This is a genomic window from Candidatus Sodalis pierantonius str. SOPE (genome assembly GCF_000517405.1).
In the GTDB taxonomy this organism is placed as follows: domain Bacteria; phylum Pseudomonadota; class Gammaproteobacteria; order Enterobacterales; family Enterobacteriaceae; genus Sodalis_C; species Sodalis_C pierantonii.
Genome location: NZ_CP006568.1, coordinates 4,368,301 through 4,393,017 on the forward strand (window position 1 = coordinate 4,368,301; position 24,717 = coordinate 4,393,017).

General features: G+C 56.6%; 24 protein-coding genes and 4 pseudogenes. 15 read left to right on the top strand and 13 right to left on the bottom strand.

The window, feature by feature from the left end:
• Positions 1–34: 34 nt before the first annotated feature.
• The 6 genes and pseudogenes from pgpA to nrdR all read right to left on the bottom strand — a co-directional run bounded on the left by pgpA (position 35) and on the right by nrdR (position 4,182).
• The gene (gene pgpA, locus SOPEG_RS21625; protein ID WP_038470679.1) at positions 35–523 is read right to left on the bottom strand and encodes a phosphatidylglycerophosphatase A; all 489 of its coding nucleotides are present in this window, start codon (positions 521–523) and stop codon (positions 35–37) included.
• Between the two features lie 8 nt (positions 524–531).
• The gene (gene thiL / locus SOPEG_RS21630; protein WP_025246906.1) at positions 532–1,518 is read right to left on the bottom strand and encodes a thiamine-phosphate kinase; all 987 of its coding nucleotides are present in this window, start codon (positions 1,516–1,518) and stop codon (positions 532–534) included.
• Positions 1,519–1,587: 69 nt separating this feature from the next.
• Positions 1,588–2,007, bottom strand: coding sequence for a transcription antitermination factor NusB (gene nusB, locus SOPEG_RS21635; protein ID WP_025246907.1), 420 nt, complete (start codon positions 2,005–2,007; stop codon positions 1,588–1,590).
• 20 nt (positions 2,008–2,027) lie between these two features.
• Positions 2,028–2,498: a 6,7-dimethyl-8-ribityllumazine synthase gene (ribH, locus tag SOPEG_RS21640; RefSeq protein ID WP_025246908.1), complete on the bottom strand. Its 471-nt coding sequence runs from the start codon at positions 2,496–2,498 to the stop codon at positions 2,028–2,030.
• Between the two features lie 86 nt (positions 2,499–2,584).
• Positions 2,585–3,712, bottom strand: coding sequence for a bifunctional diaminohydroxyphosphoribosylaminopyrimidine deaminase/5-amino-6-(5-phosphoribosylamino)uracil reductase RibD (gene ribD, locus SOPEG_RS21645; protein ID WP_025246909.1), 1,128 nt, complete (start codon positions 3,710–3,712; stop codon positions 2,585–2,587).
• Positions 3,713–3,734: 22 nt separating this feature from the next.
• Positions 3,735–4,182 (bottom strand): annotated as a pseudogene (gene nrdR / locus SOPEG_RS21650) (transcriptional regulator NrdR).
• 193 nt (positions 4,183–4,375) lie between these two features.
• Between nrdR and SOPEG_RS31080 the strand changes: the two are divergent.
• The 5 genes and pseudogenes from SOPEG_RS31080 to SOPEG_RS21665 all read left to right on the top strand — a co-directional run bounded on the left by SOPEG_RS31080 (position 4,376) and on the right by SOPEG_RS21665 (position 6,759).
• A complete protein-coding gene (locus SOPEG_RS31080) occupies positions 4,376–4,522 on the top strand; it encodes a SadB/YajI family lipoprotein (RefSeq protein WP_417903428.1) in 147 nt (48 codons plus the stop codon).
• Between the two features lie 12 nt (positions 4,523–4,534).
• A pseudogene (locus tag SOPEG_RS21655) lies at positions 4,535–4,875 on the top strand (DUF3251 domain-containing protein).
• Positions 4,872–5,138 carry a hypothetical protein gene (locus SOPEG_RS21660; protein WP_025246911.1) on the top strand — a complete coding sequence of 89 codons (267 nt, stop codon included), beginning with the start codon at positions 4,872–4,874 and terminating at the stop codon, positions 5,136–5,138. Before SOPEG_RS21655 ends, SOPEG_RS21660 begins: the two are co-directional and overlap by 4 nt.
• 182 nt (positions 5,139–5,320) lie before the next feature.
• Positions 5,321–5,641: a BRO-N domain-containing protein gene (locus SOPEG_RS30420; RefSeq protein WP_148297164.1), complete on the top strand. Its 321-nt coding sequence runs from the start codon at positions 5,321–5,323 to the stop codon at positions 5,639–5,641.
• A complete protein-coding gene (locus SOPEG_RS21665) occupies positions 5,551–6,759 on the top strand; it encodes an IS256-like element ISSoEn2 family transposase (RefSeq protein ID WP_025246912.1) in 1,209 nt (402 codons plus the stop codon). The genes SOPEG_RS30420 and SOPEG_RS21665 overlap by 91 nt, the downstream gene beginning before the upstream one ends.
• A 10-nt stretch (positions 6,760–6,769) precedes the next feature.
• Here the strand turns inward: SOPEG_RS21665 and SOPEG_RS28095 are convergent, their stop codons facing one another.
• Positions 6,770–6,901, bottom strand: coding sequence for an FAD-binding protein (locus SOPEG_RS28095; protein WP_417903461.1), 132 nt, complete (start codon positions 6,899–6,901; stop codon positions 6,770–6,772).
• Between the two features lie 273 nt (positions 6,902–7,174).
• On the opposite strand from SOPEG_RS28095, the gene pitA reads away from it, so the two are divergent.
• On the top strand, positions 7,175–8,704 hold the full coding sequence (gene pitA, locus SOPEG_RS21675) for an inorganic phosphate transporter PitA (RefSeq protein WP_025246914.1): 1,530 nt from the start codon (positions 7,175–7,177) through the stop codon (positions 8,702–8,704).
• Between the two features lie 54 nt (positions 8,705–8,758).
• On the opposite strand, the gene uspB is transcribed toward pitA, so the two are convergent.
• Positions 8,759–9,094: a universal stress protein UspB gene (gene uspB / locus SOPEG_RS21680; protein ID WP_025246915.1), complete on the bottom strand. Its 336-nt coding sequence runs from the start codon at positions 9,092–9,094 to the stop codon at positions 8,759–8,761.
• Between the two features lie 445 nt (positions 9,095–9,539).
• Here uspB and uspA point away from each other — a divergent pair, with 445 nt between their 5' ends.
• Positions 9,540–10,001, top strand: coding sequence for a universal stress protein UspA (uspA, locus tag SOPEG_RS21685; protein ID WP_025246916.1), 462 nt, complete (start codon positions 9,540–9,542; stop codon positions 9,999–10,001).
• A gap of 647 nt (positions 10,002–10,648) precedes the next feature.
• Here uspA and SOPEG_RS25690 read toward each other — a convergent pair.
• Positions 10,649–11,857, bottom strand: a pseudogene (locus SOPEG_RS25690) (IS256 family transposase).
• A gap of 176 nt (positions 11,858–12,033) precedes the next feature.
• On the opposite strand from SOPEG_RS25690, the gene SOPEG_RS30320 reads away from it, so the two are divergent.
• From SOPEG_RS30320 to SOPEG_RS21710, 4 genes are all read left to right on the top strand, one after another.
• On the top strand, positions 12,034–12,552 hold the full coding sequence (locus SOPEG_RS30320; RefSeq protein WP_071882283.1) for a LysR family transcriptional regulator: 519 nt from the start codon (positions 12,034–12,036) through the stop codon (positions 12,550–12,552).
• Positions 12,549–12,869, top strand: a complete 321-nt coding sequence (locus tag SOPEG_RS30325) for a LysR family transcriptional regulator substrate-binding protein (RefSeq protein WP_071882284.1) — start codon at positions 12,549–12,551, stop codon at positions 12,867–12,869. Before SOPEG_RS30320 ends, SOPEG_RS30325 begins: the two co-directional genes overlap by 4 nt.
• Before the next feature lie 205 nt (positions 12,870–13,074).
• The gene (locus SOPEG_RS30425) at positions 13,075–13,197 is read left to right on the top strand and encodes a hypothetical protein (RefSeq protein WP_257720365.1); all 123 of its coding nucleotides are present in this window, start codon (positions 13,075–13,077) and stop codon (positions 13,195–13,197) included.
• Between the two features lie 80 nt (positions 13,198–13,277).
• Positions 13,278–14,246: an NAD-dependent formate dehydrogenase gene (locus tag SOPEG_RS21710; protein WP_200867846.1), complete on the top strand. Its 969-nt coding sequence runs from the start codon at positions 13,278–13,280 to the stop codon at positions 14,244–14,246.
• Between the two features lie 117 nt (positions 14,247–14,363).
• Here SOPEG_RS21710 and SOPEG_RS21715 read toward each other — a convergent pair.
• Positions 14,364–14,960, bottom strand: a pseudogene (locus SOPEG_RS21715) (class I SAM-dependent methyltransferase).
• A gap of 5 nt (positions 14,961–14,965) precedes the next feature.
• Complete coding sequence (prlC, locus tag SOPEG_RS21720; RefSeq protein WP_025246919.1) at positions 14,966–17,008, bottom strand: oligopeptidase A; 2,043 nt, start codon at positions 17,006–17,008, stop codon at positions 14,966–14,968.
• 285 nt (positions 17,009–17,293) lie between these two features.
• On the opposite strand from prlC, the gene SOPEG_RS21725 reads away from it, so the two are divergent.
• Positions 17,294–17,716, top strand: coding sequence for a DoxX family protein (locus SOPEG_RS21725; RefSeq protein ID WP_025246920.1), 423 nt, complete (start codon positions 17,294–17,296; stop codon positions 17,714–17,716).
• Between the two features lie 247 nt (positions 17,717–17,963).
• Here the strand turns inward: SOPEG_RS21725 and SOPEG_RS21730 are convergent, their stop codons facing one another.
• Entirely contained in the window at positions 17,964–18,920 is a 957-nt protein-coding gene (locus SOPEG_RS21730; protein WP_236851584.1) for a pyridoxal-phosphate dependent enzyme, read from the bottom strand.
• Positions 18,921–19,188: 268 nt separating this feature from the next.
• On the opposite strand from SOPEG_RS21730, the gene SOPEG_RS21735 reads away from it, so the two are divergent.
• A complete protein-coding gene (locus tag SOPEG_RS21735) occupies positions 19,189–19,863 on the top strand; it encodes a MarC family NAAT transporter (RefSeq protein ID WP_025246922.1) in 675 nt (224 codons plus the stop codon).
• Between the two features lie 139 nt (positions 19,864–20,002).
• Here the strand turns inward: SOPEG_RS21735 and SOPEG_RS21740 are convergent, their stop codons facing one another.
• Complete coding sequence (locus SOPEG_RS21740; RefSeq protein WP_051419968.1) at positions 20,003–21,316, bottom strand: purine-cytosine permease family protein; 1,314 nt, start codon at positions 21,314–21,316, stop codon at positions 20,003–20,005.
• Between the two features lie 905 nt (positions 21,317–22,221).
• Between SOPEG_RS21740 and SOPEG_RS21745 the strand changes: the two genes are divergently transcribed.
• Both SOPEG_RS21745 and gorA read left to right on the top strand, forming a co-directional pair.
• Positions 22,222–23,043 carry a 23S rRNA (adenine(2030)-N(6))-methyltransferase RlmJ gene (locus tag SOPEG_RS21745; RefSeq protein ID WP_025246925.1) on the top strand — a complete coding sequence of 274 codons (822 nt, stop codon included), beginning with the start codon at positions 22,222–22,224 and terminating at the stop codon, positions 23,041–23,043.
• A 97-nt stretch (positions 23,044–23,140) separates the two neighbouring features.
• Entirely contained in the window at positions 23,141–24,493 is a 1,353-nt protein-coding gene (gene gorA, locus SOPEG_RS21750; RefSeq protein WP_025246926.1) for a glutathione-disulfide reductase, read from the top strand.
• Positions 24,494–24,717 lie beyond the last annotated feature (224 nt).

The following is a 24,717-nucleotide window of genomic DNA, read 5'->3' on the forward strand; positions in this document are numbered from 1 at the left end:
CGTTTCCTCCCGCCGCCGGCACAGGGGAAACGCCCTAAAACAGCGGCCAGTGATGCCCGACCCAGTAAAGGACGCCGGCGGCGATGATCCCGGCCACCACATCGTCGATAATGATGCCCATGCCGCCATGTACCTTGCGATCGAACCAGCGAATCGGCCAGGGTTTCCAGATATCCAGCAGTCGGAACAGTAAAAAGCCCGCCAGCACCCACCGCCAATCGTTTACCGGTAAGGCCATCAGGGTAATCCACATGCCGACGAATTCATCCCAAACGATGCAGCCGTGGTCGTGGACCCCCATATCCCGCGCCGTCTGATGGCAAAAGTAGACGCCCAGGCAAAGACTGAACATAACCGCTAGCGAATACAGCTGCCACGGCAGCAGCACCAGCAGGCACCAAAACGGAATCGCTGCCAGCGAGCCCACGGTGCCGGGCATCCAGGGGAACATGCCGCTGCCGAAGCCCGTTGCCAGCAAATGCCAGGGGTTGGAAAGGTTAATCCGCCGCTTGGCGGCCAGCATATCCATCGTCATTCACTATCGTCCGTTTTGAAATGGTCATACCCGTGCCAGTCATACTCTACCGGCTGGTGATGGCGCATAAATTGTATCCCTTCGCTGCGCGGACCGATCTGGCCGATGCAGGTAAACGGCGCGCCGGTATGGCCCAGCGCGACATCCAGCGCGCCGCGATTAATTTCGGGCACCGTAAAGCACAGTTCGTAATCTTCACCGCCGCCGAGCGCCCAGCGCAGCGCCTGATCGGGCGTGGCGTGGCGCCGCAGCGCCGCAGAAGTGGGAACATCGTCGAGGTTAATGCGGGCCCCGCAGTCGCTACGGGCAAGAATGTGGCGCAAATCCGTGATAATACCGTCGGAGATATCAATGGCGGCGCTGGCGAGGTCGCGCAACGCCTGGCCCTGTAGAATGCGCGGCTGCGGGCGCAAATGGCGGGCCAGCAAATATTGCCTATCCTCCGCATCCTTTACCTGCAGGCGATTTTGCAGTATCGCCAGGCCGGCAGCGCTATCCCCCAGCGTGCCGGTGACATAGATCCAGTCGCCTATTCGGGCGCCGTCGCGGGTCAGCGCGCGGCCGGAGGGAACTAAACCCTGGATGATCAGCGTCAGGCTTAACGGACCGCGGGTGGTATCGCCGCCAATGAGCTGCATATCGTAGTAATCCAACTGCTGGAACAGGCTATCGCTGAAGGCAGCCAGCCAACCCTCGTCTACCGAGGGCAAGGTCAGCGCCAGCGACAGCCAGGCCGGATCGGCGCCCATGGCGGCCAGGTCGCTGAGGTTGACCACCAGCGACTTATAGCCCAAATCAGAAGGGCTGATGTCCGGCAGAAAATGCGTGCCCGCCACCAGCGTATCCGTACTGACGGCAATCCATTTTTTTTCAGCTACCGACAGCAGCGCACAGTCATCGCCGATGCCCACCACCACATCCCGGCGCGTGCTGCGCATCCGGTTAAAATAGCGGTCAATGAGGTCAAACTCACCACATGCCATACTCTGTCCAAATTTGTGTTGGTGCTGGCGCGGCGTAACGGTGGGACCGGCGACGCCGGCCCCGCCCCGCTATTTTCTGTTGGGACGAATCTCTGGGGCCACCTTGTCCAGCACACCATTAATAAACTTATGACTCTCTTCTGCGCCAAAGGTTTTGGCCAGCTCGATAGCTTCGTTGATGGCGACCTTGTAAGGCACATCCTGGCGCTTGTTCAGTTCAAACAGCGCAATGCGCAACACGGCGCGCTCCACGTGACCGAGCTCCTCCAGCTGACGTGAAAGATAGGGCGCCATCAGCTTATCCAGCTCCTGGGCATTCGTCGCCGCGCCGGCATACAGCTCACGGAAATAAGCGACATCCACATCCGACGTGTCCTGCTCCGCCAGAAACTGGACTTCGATATCGGCGATGTCGTTATGTGATAATTGCCATGAGTAAAGCGCCTGGACGGCACATTCACGAGCACGGCGACGAGCGGCTGGTTTCACAAAATTCCCCTTTCCTTTACTTACGCTTTGATGGCTTGCAATACGTTGATCATTTCCAGCGCGGTCAGTGCGGCTTCCGCGCCCTTATTGCCGGCCTTGGTGCCGGCGCGTTCGATGGCCTGTTCGATACTTTCGGTGGTCAGCACTCCGAACGCCACCGGCAGCGCGGTGCGCGCGGCGACCGCGGACAGCCCGGCGCTGCATTCGCCGGCGACGAATTCAAAATGCGCGGTGCCGCCACGGATAACCGTGCCCAGCGCCACGACGGCATCATAGTTTTTGCTATCGGCCAACGCGCTGACCGCCAGCGGTAATTCGTAAGCGCCCGGCACCCAGACCACGGTGATATTTTCGTCTTTGACCTGGCCGATGCGTTTCAGGGCGTCGACGGCGCCATCAAGCAGGCTGTCATTGATGAAGTGGTTAAAGCGCGCAATAGCGATAGCGACGCGCGCATTGGGAGCTGCAACAACACCTTCAATAACGTTCATGGTTATCCTTACAAAATGGCAAATAGCTGAATCGTCTCGCGAGGGAGCGGATTCTAACATAATACTTTGTCCGCTGCGCGGGCCAATTAAACACCCTCGCCGGGTTTCAAACGCAGGCGGATATCCGGCCCCACCTGCCGGACGTCAAGCAGCGTAAACCCCGGCGCCGCGTTAAGTTGTTGCAGTCCCGGCAGCAGACACAGAGGGCGGGCGTCGGCGCCGAGCAATTTCGGCGCCTGGTACAATATCAATTCATCCACCAATCCGATGCTCAGCAGCGCGTCGGACAGACCGGCGCCCGCCTCAACCCACAGGCTGTTGATCTGACGGTGGCCCAGTTGCATCATCAACACCACCAAATCAAGCTGCGCGCCATCCGGCCCTTCGCGCGCCGGCAGTTGAAGCTGCTCGACGGACGCCGGCCACGACAGACCGTCCGGCGCAAGGCGTGCCAGCCAGGTTCGCCCTTCCTCATGTGCGACCCGATGAGCGGGCGTCACGCGGTTGGCGCTGTCGATGATCACTCGCACCGGCTGACGCAACCGATCTTGGGGATAGTGAGCCTGAACATCCTCCGGCAGCGACGGCCAGCGCACCGTCAGGGCGGGATCGTCCGCCAGCACCGTGGCGGCGGTGGAAAGAATAGCGTCGCTTTCGGCACGCCAGCGCTGAACATCCCGCCGCGCCTCGGGGGAGGTAATCCACTGGCTCTCCCCGGAAGCCATGGCGGTGCGGCCATCGAGCGATGCCGCGAGCTTGAGCCTGACCCAGGGAAAACCGGTGCGCATGCGTTTGAGAAAGCCCGGGTTTACCGCTTCCGCCTCGGGCAACATCAAGCCGTGGCGGACATTAATGCCCGCCTGCTGGAGCCGGTAGAAGCCGCGGCCCGCGACCTGCGGGTTGGGATCGGGCATCGCGGCCACCACCCGCGCCACGCCGACGTCTATCAGCGCGTCGGCGCAGGGGGGCGTGCGGCCGTGGTGGCTGCAGGGTTCAAGGGTGACATAGGCGGTGGCGCCGCGCGCCGCCTCTCCCGCCGTGCGCAGCGCATACACTTCGGCATGCGGCTCGCCGGCGCGCTGGTGATAACCTTCGCCCACAATGCGTCCATCGCGGACGATAACGCAGCCCACGTTAGGATTGGGCGCGGTAGTAAAGCGTCCGCGGCGCGCCAGTTCAAATGCGCGCGCGAGAAAAACCTCATCATGCTCCATAGGAGGGTCCTTAAGGGTGACGCTAGTCCTGCAGTCGGGCGATCTCTTCGCCAAACTCGCGGATATCCTCGAAGCTGCGATAAACCGAGGCAAAGCGGATATAGGCGACCTTATCCAGTTTTTTCAGCGCGTCCATCACGAGATTGCCGATCATTTTGCTCGGCACTTCGCGCTCGTCGGTGGCGCGCAGCTGGGATGATGTGGTTGATGGCCATTTCGACATCGTCGGACTTGACCGGCCGCTTTTCCAGCGCTTTCAAAAAACCGCTGCGCAGCTTTTCTTCGTTAAAGGGTTCGCGCACATCATTGCTTTTGATGACTCGAGGCAGCACAAGTTCCGCCACTTCAAATGTCGTGAAGCGTTCATTACAGATGACGCACTGCCGGCGGCGGCGCACCTGGGTTCCTTCCCCCACCAGACGGGAATCTATCACTTTGGTATCGACTGCAGAACAAAACGGACAATGCATAGCGCTTCCTGGCCAGCTGATTAGGGATAGGGTAGTTTAGCGCGAACTCCGCCGAGGACAAAGCAACAGTACTTAAAGCGGAACCGGCGCCGCAGAGTTATCGCTATTGACGAGAGAACGCGGCGCACCTCATGACTTTCCGCCGCTTAACGGCTAAACTGAACGCAACCGTTGAAAAAAGGAAATTGCCGCTATGACAATCAGTTATCGCGCTAGTTATGCCGTTGCCGCCCTGCTGTTGCTTACCGGCTGCGCCAGCCGGGAAGAGGCCCAACAGGTGCCCAAACTGCACAGCGAAGTGGGGCATTTGAACCAGCGTTTGCAAACGCTTACCAATTAGGCCGCAGCGCTGGTGGCGCAAAACGAGCAAAATCAGCAGTCGACCCGCGGTATCTACCTGTACCCTGCGGCAAAAACCGCGGCGGACGTGCAAAGCGAGGCGGGCAAATTGCGGGTCTCAATCAGTCAGGTAGAGGCGGAAGCCAGCGGCTCGCGCGCGGGATTGTGGATTGGGGACAGGTGGATGCGGCCACGGGTAAGCCATTGACCGCCGATGCGCTTAGCCAACCGATTTCCGTGCCGGCCTCGCTGTTGCCGAGGACCGAGGCCACTATCGAACTACAGATGTCCGGCCTGACGCCGGAGCAGGTAGCCTTTATCCGGCTGCATGATATTCAGCGGGATAAACCATGATAAAAACCATAAATATCAATGCGTTGATTTATTTTTTAGCTCAAAAAATAGGCGACAAAACACAACAAAGCACGACAATACACGACATTTTTATCAATAACTTACCGCTCATTTCGACTTGCCGACTACGCCAGAATCGCCAAAATTTGACCGCCCAACTCCCCATATTTGACGAAGGAAATCCCATGCGCTATAGTCGCCTTGCATCTGCAAATTCAGGTGCCGGGATTAGCCTCCTGCCAATTCTCATACCGCGCCAATGAACACGCCGCGAGCGTATTTTTTATTGGCCCCAGCCAAGCCACATGTCAATGGTGGCTCAGGGAGGGGAACCGAAAGGTTCGCCAGGTGGTATGAGCTGGTAAGGCTAACCCTGTCTGGGCTACCACCCAAGATTAGCCTCTGAAGTGGTAGTTGAACTACTATCATACTGTTGGAGGTCATCATGACCGCATTAGCTATAAGCCCTTTCACATTTGAAAATCATCCAGTCCGTATCCTACTAAAAAATGGCGAACCATGGTTTGTTGCTCAGGACGTCTGTGATGCTTTAAAAATAATCAATAGCCGCGATGCATTAGGCAAGCTGGACTATGATGAAAAGAGCCTGTTTAGAAATTTGTGTATTTGCCTGATTTTGATATGTTCAATCCAACATCAAAAACAGGTTAATTTATGGACGAAAAACAGTTGCAGGCTCTGGCTAACGAACTGGCCAAAAATCTCAAAACCCCTGAAGATCTCAGTCACTTCGATCGGCTGCTGAAAAAAATTAGCGTCGAAGCAGCTCTCAATGCCGAAATGACCCATCACCTCGGCTACGATAAAAATCAGCCTAAACCGGGGACCAACGCCCGCAACGGCTATTCCACAAAAACCGTTACCACTGGCGATGGCCCGCTGGCGCTGCGTACTCCGCGCGATCGTGACGGTTCCTTTGAACCGCAACTGGTGAAGAAGAACCAGACCCGGATTACCGGGATGGATAACCAGATTTTATCGTTGTACGCCAAAGGGATGACCACCCGCGAGATCGCCGCCGCGTTCAAAGAGCTGTATGACGCCGATGTCTCGCCGGCGCTGGTCTCAAAGGTCACCGATGCGGTCATGGAGCAGGTTGTCGAATGGCAAAACCGGCCTCTGGATGCAGTCTATCCCATTGTTTATCTTGACTGTATCGTTCTAAAAGTCCGGCAGGACAGCCGCATCATCAACAAATCTGTGTTCCTGGCGCTGGGCATCAACATCGAAGGCCAGAAAGAGTTGCTAGGTATGTGGCTGGCCGAAAATGAAGGCGCAAAGTTCTGGCTGAACGTGCTGACAGAGCTGAAAAACCGCGGCCTGAACGATATCCTTATCGCCTGCGTAGACGGGCTGAAAGGTTTCCCTGACGCTATTAACGCGGTGTATCCGGAGGCGCGGCTCCAGCTGTGTATCGTACATATGGTGCACAACAGCCTGCGGTTCGTCTCCTGGAAGGACTACAAGGCCGTCACCCGCGACCTGAAAGCTATCTATCAGGCCCCTACGGAAGAAGCCGGCTTGCAGGCGCTGGAAGCGTTCTCCAGTGCCTGGGACATCCGCTACCCGCAAATAAGTCGAAGCTGGCAGGCAAACTGGGCCAATCTGGCCACGTTCTTTGCCTACCCAACGGACATCCGCAAGGTGATCTACACGACCAACGCCATCGAGTCGTTAAACAGCGTGATCCGGCATGCCATCAAAAAGCGCAAGGTGTTCCCGACTGACGACGCAGTGAAAAAGGTGGTGTGGCTGGCGATACAGGCGGCCTCACAGAAATGGACAATGCCTTTGAGGGACTGGCGCATGGCAATGAGCCGCTTTATTATCGAGTTCGGTGACCGCCTGGACGGTCACTTCTGAGAAAAGGCATTTACACAGAATCGTGTACAGGGTCTCGGAACTGCAGCAACAGCACGCGGCGACCCAATTGGCCCGCCTGGGCGACGCAAAACATGCCCGCCGCGCCGGCGCCGATGACCACCACTTCAAACTGTTCTGCCATTATCTCGCTCTGCTTATACTCTTAATGGGCGACCTGACCCGCGGGCGCCAAGACTGCGGCCCGATTGTAATGGGCCCGGCGGCATATTGCTATGGTAACAAAATGCTAGCTTGGATAAAAAAGCGTATCTTGCTGAATTTGAAAGTTTATAGGGGGTAGTACATGCTTGTCGGCGGCAAGTTTATTAAAAAAAGGTTATATTTTCCTTTTCCCCTGGCCCTCTTGTCGCAGATAATGCGGCCCGTTCATGTCCAAACAATGGCGTAACTCTCTATGCTACATCTATTCACCGGCCTGGAATTCCATACCAGTCTAATGTTGGTGCTCGCATTAATCTTTGTTCTGGTTTATGAGGCCATCAATGGCTTTCATGATACGGCCAATGCCGTAGCCACCGTTATCTACACCCGCGCGCTGCGCTCTCAGCTGGCGGTCGCCATGTCCGGGGTGTTTAATTTCCTCGGGGTCCTGATGGGCGGGTTGAGTGTGGCCTATGCTATCGTTCATTTCTTGCCGACCGATCTCTTGCTTAACGTCAGTTCTGCCCACGGTCTGGCAATGATGTTCTCCATGCTACTGGCGGCTATTTTGTGGAATCTCGGCACCTGGTATTTCGGCCTGCCGGCCTCCAGCTCGCACACCCTTATCGGCGCAATTATTGGCATCGGTCTGACCAACGCTCTGGTGAGCGATAGCTCGGTGGTGCAGGCGCTGAATATCCCCAAACTGATTGAGATCTTCCTTTCGCTCATTATCTCTCCACTGGTGGGGTTGGTGCTGGCGGGCGCGATGGTTTTCGTTCTGCGCCGCTACTGGAGCAGCACCAAAAAACGCCGCCGGATCCATCTGACCCCGGCGGAGCGGGAGAAAAAGGACGGTAAGCGTAAGCCGCCGTTCTGGACCCGTATCGCCTTGATCTTCTCCGCCGCCGGGGTGAGTTTTTCCCACGGCGCCAATGACGGCCAGAAAGGCATCGGGCTTATCATGCTGGTGCTGATAGGGGTTGCGCCGGCGGGTTTTGTGGTCAATGTGAACGCCAGCGGCTACGACATCAGCCGCACCCGCGATGCGGTTAATCATTTGCAGCAGTATTATACGCAGCACCCCAGCGCGTTCACCCACGTCGTCGGCCCCGCCGTTCCCCCCGCTGCCAGCGGCGCGCCAATGGCGAATGGTCAAATGCTGGATCCAAGCATCGCCCCCCAAACGCAGGAATTTCATTGCGACCTGTCGCGGGCGTTGTTCGCCATTAATCGCGCCTCGCTACTGCTGGGCAATCTGGACAGCTACGAAACGCTCAATGCGGATCAGCGCTTCCACGTACGGCGCCTGCTGATGTGCATCGCCGATACCACCGATAAAGTGGCGAAGCTGCCGGAAACTTCCGCCGCGGATAAACGTTTCCTGTCAAACCTGCGTCAGGATCTGCTGTATACCGTGGAATACGCGCCGATATGGATCATTATCGCCGTGGCGCTGGCGTTATCGTTGGGCACCATGGTTGGCTGGCGCCGGGTCGCTACGACCATTGGCGAGAAAATTGGTAAAAAAGGCATGACCTATGCCCAGGGGCTATCGGCGCAAATGACCGCGGCGGTGTCCATCGGCGTCGCCAGCTATACCGGCATGCCGGTGTCGACCACCCACGTGCTGTCGTCCGCGGTGACCGGCACCATGGTGGTGGATGGCGGCGGCGTGCAGGGCAAGACCGTGAAAAACATCCTATTGGCCTGGGTGCTGACGCTACCGGTGGCGATCATTCTGGCCGGCAGCCTCTACTGGCTGGCGTTAAAGCTGATTTAACCGCCGCCACATAGGGCAGGACGGCCAATCGGCCGTCTTTTTTTTGCCTGCGATTCAGTGCCAGATTGCCAGGGCGATGAGGCTGACCACAATGGGACCGCACAATGCGCTGGTCAACATAAACTGCCCCCGCACGCGCTCACAGCGGCGAATGAATTCCGGGTCGTGGTGATCCAGATAGTGCTGGGCGAAAATGTAGCGCACCAGACGCAACTGCTTGCTGGGCTGTCCATGAGCGGTAAAAAAACCACTGCCGTCGACATACTGATACAGCAGCGGATCGCAGCCGCGCAGCACTACCAGCAACGCACGCAACGAAGAATAATATCGAGTCATATTAATAATGCATACGACACATAAAGCCCAGAACAGCGCAACAGTGTTCATTATGATCCTCCCGGCAACATCCAAAACCGCCGCGAAGCCCGCCTACCGCGGGGTGGACAGCGGTTATAACCGATATAATGTAAGCTTACGACTGACAGACCATCTGAAGTTTGTTGCTATGCGCAGGGGAGCGGCGCAGATGAGAACTGTGAGATGGCATATTGTTCAGTGTAGAAAAATTTTGACAAAAGCCGCCAACCGAAGCGATAGAAATTATGCATTTTCGCAAAAAAAGTTTTACCGTGGCATCAGCTGAGGGCCGCCGGCCTCATCGGGGGGGAGATATCGCGACCCCTCTCGCAGTTGCGTGGGTTAGCCGCTTCGTTACCCGGTCGAGTGCGGCTATACTGAAAGAGGGACATAAAGACTGGAGATAGTGCGTCCGCTGTCGCCGGGGTCGCGAATTGCGACGAGAATAGACGAGTGACATTTTGCAAGGAGTCTGATTATGGCTTACAAACACATCCTAATAGCCGTCGACCTTTCACCGGAAAGTAACGTGCTGGTCGAAAAAGCCGTATCGATGGCTAGACCATATAATGCTAAAGTTTCCCTGATTCACGTTGACGTCAACTGCTCCGACCTGTACACCGGTCTTACCGATGTCAATCTCGGCGATATGCAAAAGCGCATCTCCGAAGAAACGCAGCACGCCATGACCCAGCTGTCGCAAAACGCCGGCTATCCGATTACCGAAACACTGAGCGGCAGCGGCGATTTGGGGCAGGTGCTGGTGGACGCCATCAATAAATACGACGTGGACCTGGTCCTGTGCGGACATCACCAGGATTTCTGGAGTAAATTGATGTCCTCGGCGCGCCAGCTTATTAACACGGTCCATGTGGACCTGTTAATCGTGCCGCTCAGCGATGACGGCGACGATGAAGAAGATATGGATGATATCGCCTGATAGGCGCGCAACGGCACCCCACGCCGGCCTCGTGACGCGCTGAAGGCAGAGGGTGGAATGCGTAATGCCGCGCGCGGCGCTACCTTAAGGCCGCGCGAAGCGCAGGCCCGCGAAGCTCCGGCTAAAGGCCGTGGTCTCGGTCAGCGTCTTGGCCGAAGGTCTTACTGTGTGCCAGCGCCTTAAAGGCGTCATGACCTTACCATTATGGACTATGGCCTTAGGTTGTGTGAGTCATGAGTTTGCCTATATAAATCATGGCCATAAATGGTATGCGTCATGGCCTTGCCTGTACGAATTATGGCCTTGCGGCTATACATCATGGCGTTGCGTAGTGTGAGCACTTCGCGCTGTTTCAGCGCTCCGCTCCGGGTCTGCGCATTGCCCTCGATGACGTCGACGTCATCTTCAGTGGACCGGGCATAAGTGGACACCGGGCACATTTTTTCTAAATTGCCACAGCCACACCCCAGACCGTTTGATCGATGCAGCGCTAGCCAGTTAATCATGCCCTCCCTCAAACGCCGTTCAAGCCAATTCGCTGCCCACTATGTTCGTCGTGGAAAAACCTGTTGCGGCCGTGGGGAGAGAGGGGAGAGTCGGCACGCGGACGCATGAGCCCGTACCGGATTCTGTGTAAATGCCTTTTCTCAGAAGTGACCGTCCAGGCGGTCACCGAACTCGATAATAAAGCGGCTCATTGCCATGCGCCAGTCCCTCAAAGGCATTGTCCATTTCTGTGAGGCCGCCTGTATCGCCAGCCACACCACCTTTTTCACTGCGTCGTCGGTCGGGAACACCTTGCGCTTTTTGATGGCATGCCGGATCACGCTGTTTAACGACTCGGTGGCGTTGGTCGTGTAGATCACCTTGCGGATGTCCGTTGGGTAGGCAAAGAACGTGGCCAGATTGGCCCAGTTTGCCTGCCAGCTTCGACTTATTTGCGGGTAGCGGATGTCCCAGGCACTGGAGAACGCTTCCAGCGCCTGCAAGCCGGCTTCTTCCGTAGGGGCCTGATAGATAGCTTTCAGGTCGCGGGTGACGGCCTTGTAGTCCTTTCAGGTGACGAACCGCAGGCTGTTGCGCACCATATGCACGATACACAGCTGGAGCCGCGCCTCCGGATACACCGCGTTAATAGCGTCAGGGAAACCTTTCAGCCCGTCTACGCAGGCGATAAGGATATCGTTCAGGCCGCGGTTTTTCAGCTCTGTCAGCACGTTCAGCCAGAACTTTGCGCCTTCATTTTCGGCCAGCCACATACCTAGCAACTCTTTCTGGCCTTCGATGTTGATGCCCAGCGCCAGGAACACAGATTTGTTGATGATGCGGCTGTCCTGCCGGACTTTTAGAACGATACAGTCAAGATAAACAATGGGATAGACTGCATCCAGAGGCCGGTTTTGCCATTCGACAACCTGCTCCATGACCGCATCGGTGACCTTTGAGACCAGCGCAGGCGAGACATCGGCGTCATACAGCTCTTTGAACGCGGCGGCGATCTCGCGGGTGGTCATCCCTTTGGCGTACAACGATAAAATCTGGTTATCCATCCCGGTAATCCGGGTCTAGTTCTTCTTCACCAGTTGCGGTTCAAAGGAACCGTCACGATCGCGCGGAGTACGCAGCGCCAGCGGGCCATCGCCAGTGGTAACGGTTTTTGTGGAATAGCCGTTGCGGGCGTTGATCCCCGGTTTAGGCTGATTTTTATCGTAGCCGAGGTGATGGGTCATTTCGGCATTGAGAGCTGCTTCGACGCTGATTTTTTTCAGCATCCGATCGAAGTGACTGAGATCTTCAGGGGTTTTGAGATTTTTGGCCAGTTCGTTAGCCAGAGCCTGCAACTGTTTTTCGTCCATAAATTAACCTGTTTTTGATGTTGGATTGAACATATCAAAATCAGGCAAATACACAAATTTCTAAACAGGCTCGGACGCATTGCTACTCTCTTTGACATTATCATTGCTGGATATGCCTGGCCCTTTGCTGTAGGGAACATTCGCCACAGGGATCGCTTACTAAAAGGAATTACTCTATGTTCATTCGACAACTTCACTATTTGATAGCGCTGGCGGAGCACCGCCATTTTGCCCAAGCCGCCGAGCATTGTTGTGTTTCACAGCTCTCTTTATCCACCGCGATTCGCCAGTTGGAACAGAAACTGGGTATCACAATCATTCAGCGCGCCCACCACTTCCAGGGGTTTACGCCTGAGGGCGGACGCGTGCTGGCTTGGGCAAAACAAACGCTCGCGTCTTTAGATGGCCTGAGGCAGAAAGCCGCGCTGGCACAAACGGTGGCGGGCGGCGTTCTGGCGATAGGCGCCATACCTTCGGCAATGCGCGTAGTATCCCTGTTAATCAACGAATACCGCCGCGAAATTCCGCGGCTGAGCCTGAAAGTGTTTGCGTTGAGCACCCGTGACATACTGGGCCGGCTAAAAAAGCATGAACTCCACGTCGGTATCGCTTATACGGAGCAGTGTCCGGCCGATCTCTATGAAGCCCTGCCGCTTTTCTCCGAGCGCTTTGTGCTTCTGCCGGCGTCGGCGTGACGCTGCCCGACAACAAGGTTTTGAGCTGGGCGGAGGTCGGTCAATTCCCTTTGTGCCTCTTCAATCACGAAATGCACAATCACCGGATCATCGAATACGCCTTCCAGCAGGCGGGCGTGAGTCCCACGGTCACGGTTGTCGTTGAAACCAACGCGCTCGACGTGCTTTATGAGATGGTAAGCCGCGGCCGGGTTTACAGCATTGCCCCTATTAGCGCGGTACCCGCCTGTTTTTTCACCCATGGCATAGGGATTCATCCCAGCATGCCGCAACCCGCGCCGGAGATAAGCCTGTTGCACTTGCGTCAGGAAAATTAGTCGGCGCTCCTTTGCAGCATTTGGGCTATGACCCCGCAATTTAATCTTCAGCATGCGCTCGACCAGGCGATAACCCGCCACGCCAGATAGGGGGTAGCTATCACGGGATGGTAGCAAACGATTAGACGATTTCGTCGCCATGGATCAGAGTAGATAGCGCGATAGCAACGCAATTCAAGCGCTTTCATTAGTCTAAGGATGGACTATGTCGAAGATTTTATGTGTGCTTTACCCCGATCCGGTGACCGGCTATCCCCCCGTCTACGCCCGTGACGCTATTCCGGCTATCCACGCCTATCCGAGCAGTCAGTCCACACCAACGCCATAGGGGCCGCTGGGTTTCATACCCGGGGCATTACCGGGGCATTAATAGGAAGTGTCTCTGGAGAATTGGGTCTGCGACGTTACTTGGAAAGCCACAGTCATGAGCTGGTCGTCACCAGCGATAAAGAGGGGGCGGACTCCGTTTTTGATCGCCACCTCCCCGACGCCGATGTCGTGATTTCACAACCGTTCTGGCCCGCTTATCTCACCGCCGAGCGCATTGCCAAAGCCCGCAAGCTCAAACTGGCCCTGACCGCCGGCATCGGCTCGGACCATGTCGATCTTAAGGCCGCGGCCAGCCGGGGTATTACCGTGGCCGAGGTCACCTTTTCAAACTCCATCAGTGTGGCGGAGCATGTGGTGATGACTATTCTGGCGCTGGTCCGAAACTATCTTCCCGCGCACCTGATGGCAAAAAACGGTGGTTGGAACATCGCCGACTGCGTGGCCCGCAGCTACGATATCGAAGGTATGCACTTTGGCACATTGGGTGCCGGGCGCATCGGCCAAGCGGTTCTCCGTCGGCTCAAACCTTTCGATATGACGTTACACTACTACGATCCCCACCGCTTGCCGGATGAACTGGAGAAACAACTCGGCCTGACTTACCATGAAACGCCCGCATCCCTGGTCAAGGTCTGCGACGTCGTCAACCTACAGACACCGCTCTATCCCTCTACTCAGGGTTTTGTCAATGACGCCTTTTTGGCCAAGTTCAAGCGAGGGGCTTATTTGGTGAATACCGCGCGGGGCGCACTATGCGATCGCGACGCCATCGCCCGGGCATTAACCTCGGGGCAACTGGCCGGCTACGGCGGCGATGTATGGTTTCCCCAACCGGCGCCGGTTGATCACTCCTGGCGCAGCATGCCGAATCACGGCATGACGCCACATATCTCCGGTACCTCGCTATCAGCACAAGCGCGTTACGCAGCGGGAACATTGGAGATTCTGCAAAACTTCTTTGACGGTAAACCTATCCGTAAGGCGTATTTGATTGTTGACGGCGGACGCCTGGTCGGGGCCGGTGCAAACGCCTATAAGCTTACTTAGACCCCTAAGCTTACCTGAAGCGACGGCGACCTAGTTTGACGCAGGTGGGTGTGCCTATTACAGGGGCGCTTAGATGTCCCTGAAGGGCAGCGTCGCGTATTGTTGGCCGTTAGCCCTTCACCGGGGGGTACCGTCCTGCGGCAGGTACAGATCAAAACGATGGTTCTTGGTGGTGATGGACGCCTGCGCGGCCACCCCCGCCAGCGGCGGCGCGTAATCAGGCCGTTTCACCACCACCCGGCGCACCGCCAGCGCGTTCAGGCTGGAGCCGTGATGCAGCGTCAGACGCTCCTCCAGCCAGGGACCCAATTCCGGATCGGCATACGCGCGGCACAGGCCGTCGTCCAACAGCGCCGCCGCCACCGGATGACGCTCAAACATTCGCACCCGGAAGCCCAGACAGGCAAGCACAAAAGCATCGCGCCCCAGTCCAGCGGTGGCGTCGACCACATCCGGCAACCATTGGCCTTTGACGCCCACCGCTTCGCCGCGCCCGCCACCGTAGCGACGCCGGTACGCCATGGCGCCGGTAACGAAGTCCACGGCAATCGCGCCCAGTTTCGGCTCGTCCCGCTTGCGCAGTTCCAGCCATTCAGACGTCATCACCAGCGCCATAACGGCCTAAGGATCGCTTATCAACCCCCAGCGCGCGGCCAGCGTCTGCAAACACAAGGGATCGACGCCGACCTCGCTTTGCAAAACAACCGAGCTCAAGCCCCCTATTCCCGGATGCCGTAATGACGCAGCATGGCATCCAGTTGCGGCTCGCGGCCGCGGAAACGGGCGAAGAGTACCATCGGCTCCTCGGAACCGCCGCGCGACAGTATGGTATCAAGGAAGGATTCGCCGGTGTCCCGGTTGAATATACCTTCCTCCTCGAAACGCGACCAGGCATCCGCCGCCAGGACATCCGCCCATAGGTAACTGTAATACCCCGCCGCATAGCCGCCGGCAAAGATGTGGCTGAAGGCATGGGGGAAACGTCCCCATGCCACCGTCGGTACTACCGCCACATGTTTTTTCACTTCCGCCAGGGTCTCCAGCACGCGCGCGCCCTGCTCCGGTTGGTATTGATAATGCATGCGGAAATCGAAGAGGCCGAATTCAAGCTGACGCAGAATAAACAGCGCCGCCTGATAATTTTTTGCTTCCAGCAGCTTGTTCAACAATTCATCGGGCAGCGGCTCACCGGTTTCATAATGGCCGGAGATAAACGCCAGTGCCTCGGGCTGCCAGCAATAATTTTCCATAAACTGGCTCGGCAACTCCACCGCATCCCAGGGTACGCCGCTGATACCGGCTACTCCCGGGGTATCGATACGGGTCAGCATATGGTGCAGCCCGTGACCGAATTCATGAAATAGCGTGGTGACCTCATTGTGGGTAAACAGCGCCGGTTTGCCGCTTATCGGGCGGTTGAAGTTACACGTGAGATAAGCCACCGGCTTTTGCAGCTCGCCGTCGGCTTTGCGCATCATGCCTACGCAATCGTCCATCCAGGCGCCGCCCCGTTTGTTGTCGCGGGCGTACAAATCGAGATAAAAACTGCCGCGCAGCTCTCCATGCTCATCAAACAGATCGAAGAAACGGACATCCGGGTGCCAGGTGTCCACATCGGTACGCTCTTTGGCCGTGATGCCGTAAATGCGTTTAACCACCTCAAACAGACCGCTGACGACCCGCGGCTCAGGAAAATAGGGGCGCAACTGCTCGTCGTTAATGGAGAACAGGTGCTGTTTTTGTTTTTCACCATAATAGGCGATATCCCACGGCTCTAGCCGATCGCGGCCGAAGTGGCTGTGCGCAAAGGCGCGCAGCTGCGCCAATTCCTGCTCGCCCTGGGGACGCGCGCGCCTGGCCAGATCGGTCAGAAAATCCAGCACCTGCTGGGGATCCTGCGCCATTTTGGTGGCCAGCGATTTATCGGCATAGTTCTCGAATCCCAGCAATTGCGCCAGCTCATGGCGCAGCGCCAGAATTTCACTCATCAGGGGGCCATTGTCCCATTTGCCGGCATCCGGCCCCTGATCGGAGGCTCGGGTGTTATAGGCGCGATAGAGTTCTTCCCGCAGCGCGGCGTTGTCGCAATAGGTCAGTACCGGCAGATAGCTGGGGATGTCCAGCGTTAGCAGCCAGCCTTCCTGCTCGCGGGCCTGCGCCTGGGCGCGAGCGACGGCAAGCGAGCTTTCGGGCATGCCGGCCAGCGCCTGTTCATCGATTATCAACTTGCTCCAGCCCATGGTCGCGTCCAGCACATTATTGCTGTAGGCCGAACCCAGCTCCGAAAGACGGGCGACGATCTGCCCGTAGCGCTGCTGTTTTTCCGCCGGCAGTCCGATACCGGACAATTCAAAATCGCGCAGCGCGTTATCCACCGCTTTTTTCTGCGCTACGCTCAGCTGTACATAATGCTGGCCGTCGCGCAGATTCCGATAGGTTTGATACAGACCCTTATGTTGCCCCACCCAAGTGCTGTATTCAGACAGCAGCGGCAGGCTTTGTTCATAGGCTTCGCGCAGTTCCTGACTGTTCTTCACCGCGTTCAAATGGCCCACCGGCGACCAAATCCGGCTCAAACGGTCATCCGCATCCGCCAGCGGCTGGCAGAGATTTTCCCACGTGAATGGGCCGGGCTGGGCCACGACTTCCTCAACGGTGTGGCGGCAGTGCTCAAGCGCGGCTTTCACCGCCGGCACGACGTGCTCAGGACGAATAGCGGCAAAAGGGGGCAATAAAAACGAGGTCAGTAACGGATTAGTCATAGCGCAGTCCTGATGTTCGTGAAGAGCCAATAGGATTAACATGAGGCTAACTATAGCGAAAATCAATGGTGAGCGAAGCGTATCGGCCGCCGCGCGGCGCGACTGGTCATTTTCCCTCCGCCGGGTACCGACCCCGGCGTGATTGAGCGGCGGTTTCCAGCATTTGTCGCGGATTAGCGATTAATTGCTTGATCTGATGCAGGTAAATGTTCAGTAATTAGGATATGAATAGTTATTATTAACACATAAATACGCATCTCGCGTTATCTGAGGACGGGTATCACCATGCTAACTGCCTTTAACCGAATGTTGGACAAGCCGGATCTGGGGAAATTGCTGCTACGGTTTACCTTTGGCGCCATGATGTTGCTTCACGGCATACACAAGCTGTTATTCGGCATTACTGGCATCATCGGGATGGTTCAGGCCCACGGGATGCCCGCCATCGTCGCCTATGGTGTATTCCTGGGGGAAATCATTGTGCCATTGATGTTTATTTTCGGCATTCTGGTGCGACCCGCCGTGCTGATTTTCGCCTTCACCATGCTGTTTGCATGGCTGATTACCGAACCCAGCATCATTTTCACCCTAACAAATGTGGGTGCCTGGGGGCTGGAAAATATCGCTGTTTATCTTTTTGCCGGACTGGCCATCGCACTGTTGGGCTGCGGCCGCTATAGCGTGATGCGAAATCCCGCCTGGCGATAAGGATCGGCGCTCGTGAACCTGGCGCCGTAAGGGCGTGGGGCGGACAGACCGCAAGGCGCGGGACGGGTCCGCCGGCGAGGCCGGATGGACGAGGGGGTGGCGCCAGATAGACGGCATGGCGCGTCAAGGGAAAGCGAGGCGCCGCTCCGATTTACCGCGCCGCGACTCCGCTCGCGGCAAAACAGAATAAATGTCGCCGGGACGCGGCTTCGCAGGCGTTAACGCTGCCCGGTAATTGACGTCCCGGTCAGGTAGACGAAGCCGGATGCAGCGCACCCAGCTCATGGAAATAACGCTCTCCCCGATCACGCTCGTCGTCGCTGCCAGCATCGGCGAACAGCGTGATAACGCGCTGCGCCGGCGTCATCTCCTGCGCCAGTCGATAGGCGCTGCGCCAATTGGCCACGGCGGAAGCGCCAATACGGATCCCGGTCAAACGATAAAATTCATACATCGTGCTCAGCGATTCCTGCCAATTAATGTGATCAAACGGCACAGTGTCCAGCCCCGCATGGGCGATAAAGGGTTGCCGAAAACCGAACCCCATGCCGCCCGCGCCGCCCGCGCCGCCGAATTTATCCCTATCATTGGGGGGATCATAGGTTCCAAACGGCAATTCGCTGGGGGTAGTCCCGCGCACCACAAGCGACGGGTTATCCTGAATAAGCGCTTTATAAACGCCGCTTAAGGTACCGCCGGTGCCCACCGCCGCCACCCAGCCGTCCGCTTGCTCATTTGCCAGCTGGCGGCGGATCTCCTGCCCGGTCTGGTATTGATGCACCGCCACATTCACCAGATTCAGGTGCTGTGATAGCAATGTCCAGCCGGGATCGCGCAACCCTATTGCCTGAGCGCGGCTGATAAGACCCAGCAGAAAATAACGGCTTTCCACGGTGCTTAGTTCAGCGCCGGCCTCGCGCAGGAAGCCCACTAGCGGCGGCGGCGAACTATCGGGAATGATCAAATGTATCGGTATGCCGCACAGCTGGCCCAGTTTCGCCAGGGCTTTGCCCATGTTGCCGCCGGAGGCGTCCAGCAGCTTTAGCGGTCCGCGGCTAAAATCATGAAGATTTATCGCCTCACAGAACATACCGAACGCCGCACGATCTTTTACCGAACCGAACGGATTGACGAATTCATATTTCGCCAAAATTTGAGCACCTCCCGCGGGGCTGGGAACCGGTTGCAAGGGCGTATTGCCCAACGCCTGATAAAAGGGGATTAATGTCGGGAACAGGCTCAGCGCGCGGGCGGGATCCGGCGCGCCTTTGAGAGAATTGAACAATTCAAAATTCATGTGCTTTCCTTGGTTGCGGGCTAGGGGAAAATGACTGAATCATTCTTATTATTAGAACTGGCAATTTAACAGTTGGCTAGGGTGGGTCAACGCCTGTAAAATTAATGACTTATTGCTTTATGGTCGTCGGTTTTGGCGGCGAGGCGGTCAGCAAAACAGTCAGGAGACAGCGTGTATGTTTGAACTTTTCAAAGCAATCGGCCTGGGCCTGATGGTGCCGCTGCCGCTGGTGAACCCGCTCACCACCGTGGCGCTGTTCCTTAGCCTCAGTAAAAACATGACCGTGGAGGAGCACAATCAGCAGGCGCGGCTGGCGTCGGTCTATGTATTCGTATTCGCCATTATGATGGTCGCCTTTTATGCCGGTACGCTGGTGATGAATACCTTCGGGATTTCCATTCCGGGGCTGCGGATTGCGGGTGGGCTTATCGTCTCCTTTGTCGGTTTTCGCATGTTGTTTCCCGCACAGACCGATGATGATTCCGGTATCGCCGAAAGTAAGGCGCGCGAAATGCATAAGCATAAAACCACCAATATCGCCTTTGTGCCGCTGGCGATGCCGAGTACGGCAGGGCCGGGTACTATCGCCATGATCATCAGTTGGGTGTCTACCGTTAACGAGGATGTCTATTTCGCCCCCTGGATCACCGCCCTGGCGCCGGTGCTGGTATTTCTGACCATCAGCGTGATTGTCTGGATCGCGCTGCACAGTTCAGGCGCCATTATGCATGTGGTCGGCGCCAGCGGTATCGAGGCGATTTCACGGCTGATGGGTTTTTTGCTGGTGTGTATGGGCGTTCAGTTTGTTATTAATGGCGTACTGGAGATCATTGCCGATTATCATGCCTGATGGCGGTAGCGGCGAACGGCGCAGGATCCTGCGCTCGATGAGCGCCCAACAGCTCAGAGCGACGTTGCTGCCCGCGGCATCAGCCATGGCGAGTGCCGCAACCGCCGCACCGCTCATGCATCTCCCCACCCGCCGGTGATTACGCATCAGACCGACATCGCGTCGCTAATTTCTGTTTCACTTCCGCCAGCAGCCAATAAAACAGGCCGGCCGCCAACAGCGAATTCAGCGACGGGATCCCCACATGAAAAGCGAAACCCACCATACTGCCACTCAGCCAGGCCACGATACCCGACCAGCCGATCACAGGCGTCGACGCCGCATCTGGCAGCGTGTGGCGCGCGCGCGTGGCATCCAGCAGCGTGCGGTGGGTGCGCAGCACGTAATAATCTACCAGCATGATGCCGGCGATCGGCGGGAACAGCACGCCGAGAAAAATGAGAAAGTCGATAAAATGACCAATGATGCCCAGAACCGAAAGCATCGTGCCGGTCAGCCCCAACAGCAGCGTCAGCCAGCGGTAGCGCCATTTGCGACGGCTCAGTCCGTCCAGCGCCGTCGCCAGACCAAGGCTTGCGGAGTACAGGTTGACGTCATTCACTTTGATGGCGGAAAGGATCACGGTAACTAAACCAATCCAGCCGGCGCTATGGGACATGATAGTGACCACATCCGCCGTTCCGAGCGCGTGGGCGACGATGATGGACATGCAATTTATAATTATCTCACCAACAACAATAGATGAAGTAATCATAAACAAAACGTGGTTCTTATTTTTACAATAGCGGCTGATATCGGGAGAAATTAACGCGCCGACAATGCATCCACCTGCCACCATGGTGGCCCCCTGACTTAATGACATCGCCGGGCCATTCGGCTGGCCATCAAAAAAATTAATCACATCGGGGCCACTGACAATATCGTATAAGATATACAGCACCACCAAGAAAAATAATGGGACGGAGATTTTCGCCGTCCAACTGAGTGCGGAAAAACCGTATAAAACTAACAGCGTGATGATCAATCCGGACACAACGGCGGCGGCAGGATAATTGAGCATGCCCTGAGAAGCATGCAGCAATCCATCGGCCAGCACCGAATTCTGCACACCAAACCAGCCTATTAGGCTTAGGGCAATAAATATGCCAATGATCACCGAGCCGATGCGCCCGAACCCGCACCAGCGGGCCAGCAGGCTGGTGCATAATCCCTCTTTCATCCCGACCAGCCCCATTCCCAGGCTGACGATTTCCAATATCAGGCTGCCGAGTACCGTCGCGAGCATAGCCTGCCCGAAAGTCATGCTGTGGCCTAACGTTGCGCCAACCATAAATTGCGATAAGGACGTCATCATCCCCATCCGCACCAGCGTGGCATTTAACAGACTCGCCCGGGAACTTGCCGGCACCCGATTATAGGCATGGTCATTTTTATTAATATCTGCTCCCTGCATTATACTCCTCCCTATTATTAAATACCGCCTAGTATCCTGAAGCGGTCTGGCATCACATGCACTAAATAATATGAATATTAAATGATTTGATATTTGAAGCGACGACGGGATCATAATGAAACACATTAATGAGTATTTCAACTCCTGAACACGACTCAGTTAGCCGCGACGTAATGATATTTATATTAAAATAGATAATACCATAATAAACGAACACGACATTTAACGATCGGCGTAACCAGGGCGTGTGCCTCCCCCCTATCAAGCCACCGGCGTCACGTTGTCGCAAGCGATTCTCACATTTGGCGCAAAAAGAGGGTAACGCGCAAGCCTTAAGCCGTTTTATCCCGTTGCTTCCCGCTTGGGGCTGGCGCCCGGCCATCGCTGCCTGATGCCTGATGACAAATGCTTAATGCCTGATAGCTGATGACAAATGACCGATTGCCACCCCAGCCACCGAGGGGCGAGGCGGGCACGCCTTTCTGGCATCAGAGTTCACAATAATGTGTGTCGTTTAATGTTATCATAATCCCTCCAAGATAAGGGAATACCGCCATTAACCCTCGCAAACCTCCCTTTTTCACGCATCTGCACGCCCTGTATTAGCGCGCTTTTGCGCCCCGCGCGGCGATGACGGCTGAAAACCTTCGCGCCCAGCGCGGGATCATGATGAGGGCGGGTGCGCCTTTCTGCGCTTCATGCTATAAGCGCCGAGGCGTAGGGAAGCTTCTAACCCCTTTCACACTCATCCTGATATAATCGTCCCTCTGGCCCGGTGTTTCGATGCTGTTCGTTCTTTGGTGATGTGCGCCGCGGGTCCTTGAAACATACCGGGGCCGGCAGGAGCGAACGACAGCATCGGCATTAATAAAAGACTCATTCAATCTTAAGTAGATATCAAACCTATGCTCAGCTATCGCCACAGCTTTCACGCCGGCAACCACGCCGACGTGCTCAAACATACCGTGCTCAGCCTCATCCTGAGCGCGATGAAGGAAAAGCCCTTCCTTTATCTTGACAGCCATGCCGGCGCGGGCCGGTATTTGCTTTCCAGCGAACAGGCCGAGCGCACCGGTGAATATCTGGAAGGCATCGCCCGGATCTGGCAACGTGACGATGCCCCGGCTTTGTTGGCCCCTTATCTGGAGGTGGTCCGTCATTTCAACCGCGCCGGCCAGTTGCGTTATTATCCTGGTTCGCCCCTGCTGGCCCGCCAACTGCTGCGCGGCGAAGATGAGTTACATTTGACCGAGCTGCACGTCAGTGACTATCCGCTGTTGCGCAGCGAGTTTCACAAAGATCCCCGGGCCTCGGTGCTGCGGGCTGACGGTTATCAACAATTGAAGTCCCAACTGCCGCCGGCCTCCCGTCGCGGCGTGGTGCTGATCGATCCGCCTTATGAGTTGAAAACCGACTATCAGGACGGGGTCAGCGCGATTCAGGAAGGCTATAAACGTTTCGCGACCGGCGTCTATGCGCTGTGGTATCCGGTGGTGCTGCGCCAGCAGGTAAAGCGCACCTTGTCGGCGCTGGAGCAAAGCGGTATCCGCCGTATTCTGCAAATTGAACTGGCGGTCCGTCCCGATAGCGACAGGCGCGGCATGATTGTCATCAATCCCCCCTGGAAACTGGAACAACAGATGAACGCGTTGCTGCCGTGGCTGCACCAGACGCTGGTGCCTTCTGGCCAGGGTCACGCTTTTGCGCGCTGGCTGATGCCGGAGTAAATAAGGCGGCCTATCAAAGGGATTGATGCAATCTTTGCGACAACGCGCGTTTGCACGTTACACTTGTGCCAACGATTTTGCTGAAGGAAACGCCCGAATGACCCGACATTACGATTACCTCACCATTGGCGGCGGCGGCAGCGGCATTGCGTCAATCAACCGCGCCGCCCAATACGGCCATAAATGCGCGCTGATTGAAGCCAAATACCTCGGCGGCACCTGTGTCAATGTGGGCTGTGTCCCGAAGAAAGTGATGTGGCACGCCGCGCAAATCGCCGAAGCGGTGAGGTTGTATGCCCCCGATTATGGGTTTAGCACGACTGTGGAAAAATTCGACTGGCGTACCCTGGTCGAGAGCCGCAGCGCCTATATCGATCGCATCCATCAATCCTACGACCGGGTGCTGGGCAATAATCACGTGGACGTCATCCACGGCTTTGCCCGTTTCGTCGATGCCCATACCGTGGAGGTCAACGGCGAACGCATCACCGCCGCTCACATTTTAATCGCCACCGGTGGCCGTCCCAGTAAAGTCGCCATCCCCGGGGCGGAATACGGCATTGATTCCGATATGTTTTTCGCGCTGGACGCCATGCCGGAGCGCGTAGCGGTGGTGGGCGCCGGCTATATCGCGGTGGAGATCGCCGGTGTGCTAAACGGGCTGGAGGCCCAGACCCATTTGTTTGTCCGCAAACACGCGCCGCTGCGTACCTTTGATCCGCTGATTGTCGAAACGTTGGTCGAGGTCATGCAGGCGGAAGGGCCGACGTTACATACCGGCTCGGTGCCGCGCTCGGTGACGAAAAACCAGGACGGCAGCCTGACTCTGACGCTGCACAATGACCAGCAATTCACCGTCGATGCCTTGATATGGGCCATTGGCCGCGAACCGGCCACGGATAATCTTAATCTGGCGGCGGCGGGGGTCGAAACCGACAGCACGGGCCATATCCAGGTGGATAAATACCAAAATACCAACGTGCCGGGTATTTACGCCGTCGGCGATAATACCGGCGCGGTGGAGCTTACGCCGGTGGCGGTTGCCGCCGGTCGCCGACTGTCGGAGCGGCTGTTTAACAATAAGCCGGAAGAGCATCTGGACTATACGCTCATACCGACGGTGGCATTCAGCCATCCCCCCATCGGCGCCATTGGCCTGACCGAGCCGGAAGCCATTGAAAAATATGGTGAGAAGGAGGTCAAGGTCTATAAGACCTCCTTCACTTCCATGTATACGGCGGTCACCCAGCATCGTCAACCATGTCGAATGAAGCTGGTTTGTGCCGGTCCGCAAGAGAAGATTGTGGGCCTGCACGGTATCGGTTTCGGCATGGATGAAATACTACAGGGTTTTGCGGTCGCCATTAAAATGGGCGCCACCAAACAGGACTTCGACAATACCGTAGCGATTCACCCGACCGCGGCGGAAGAACTGGTGACGATGCGTTAAACCTTTTATCGCTCCCGCACGGGCCAGCCTAGCTGGCCGTGTTCCGCCTTACCCCCTCTCTTCCTGCCAGATTGCTGTGGCGTGAAGGGGTCGACCCCCTACACTACGGCCGGGATAGTGGCCTTGCGCGAAAGACGTCGGCGGCATGCCGGCCCCTCAGTTGAGATCATTGGCTATAATTATTTTCACTACGACAATAACTTATGGGCTGACGTTGAGAGGGA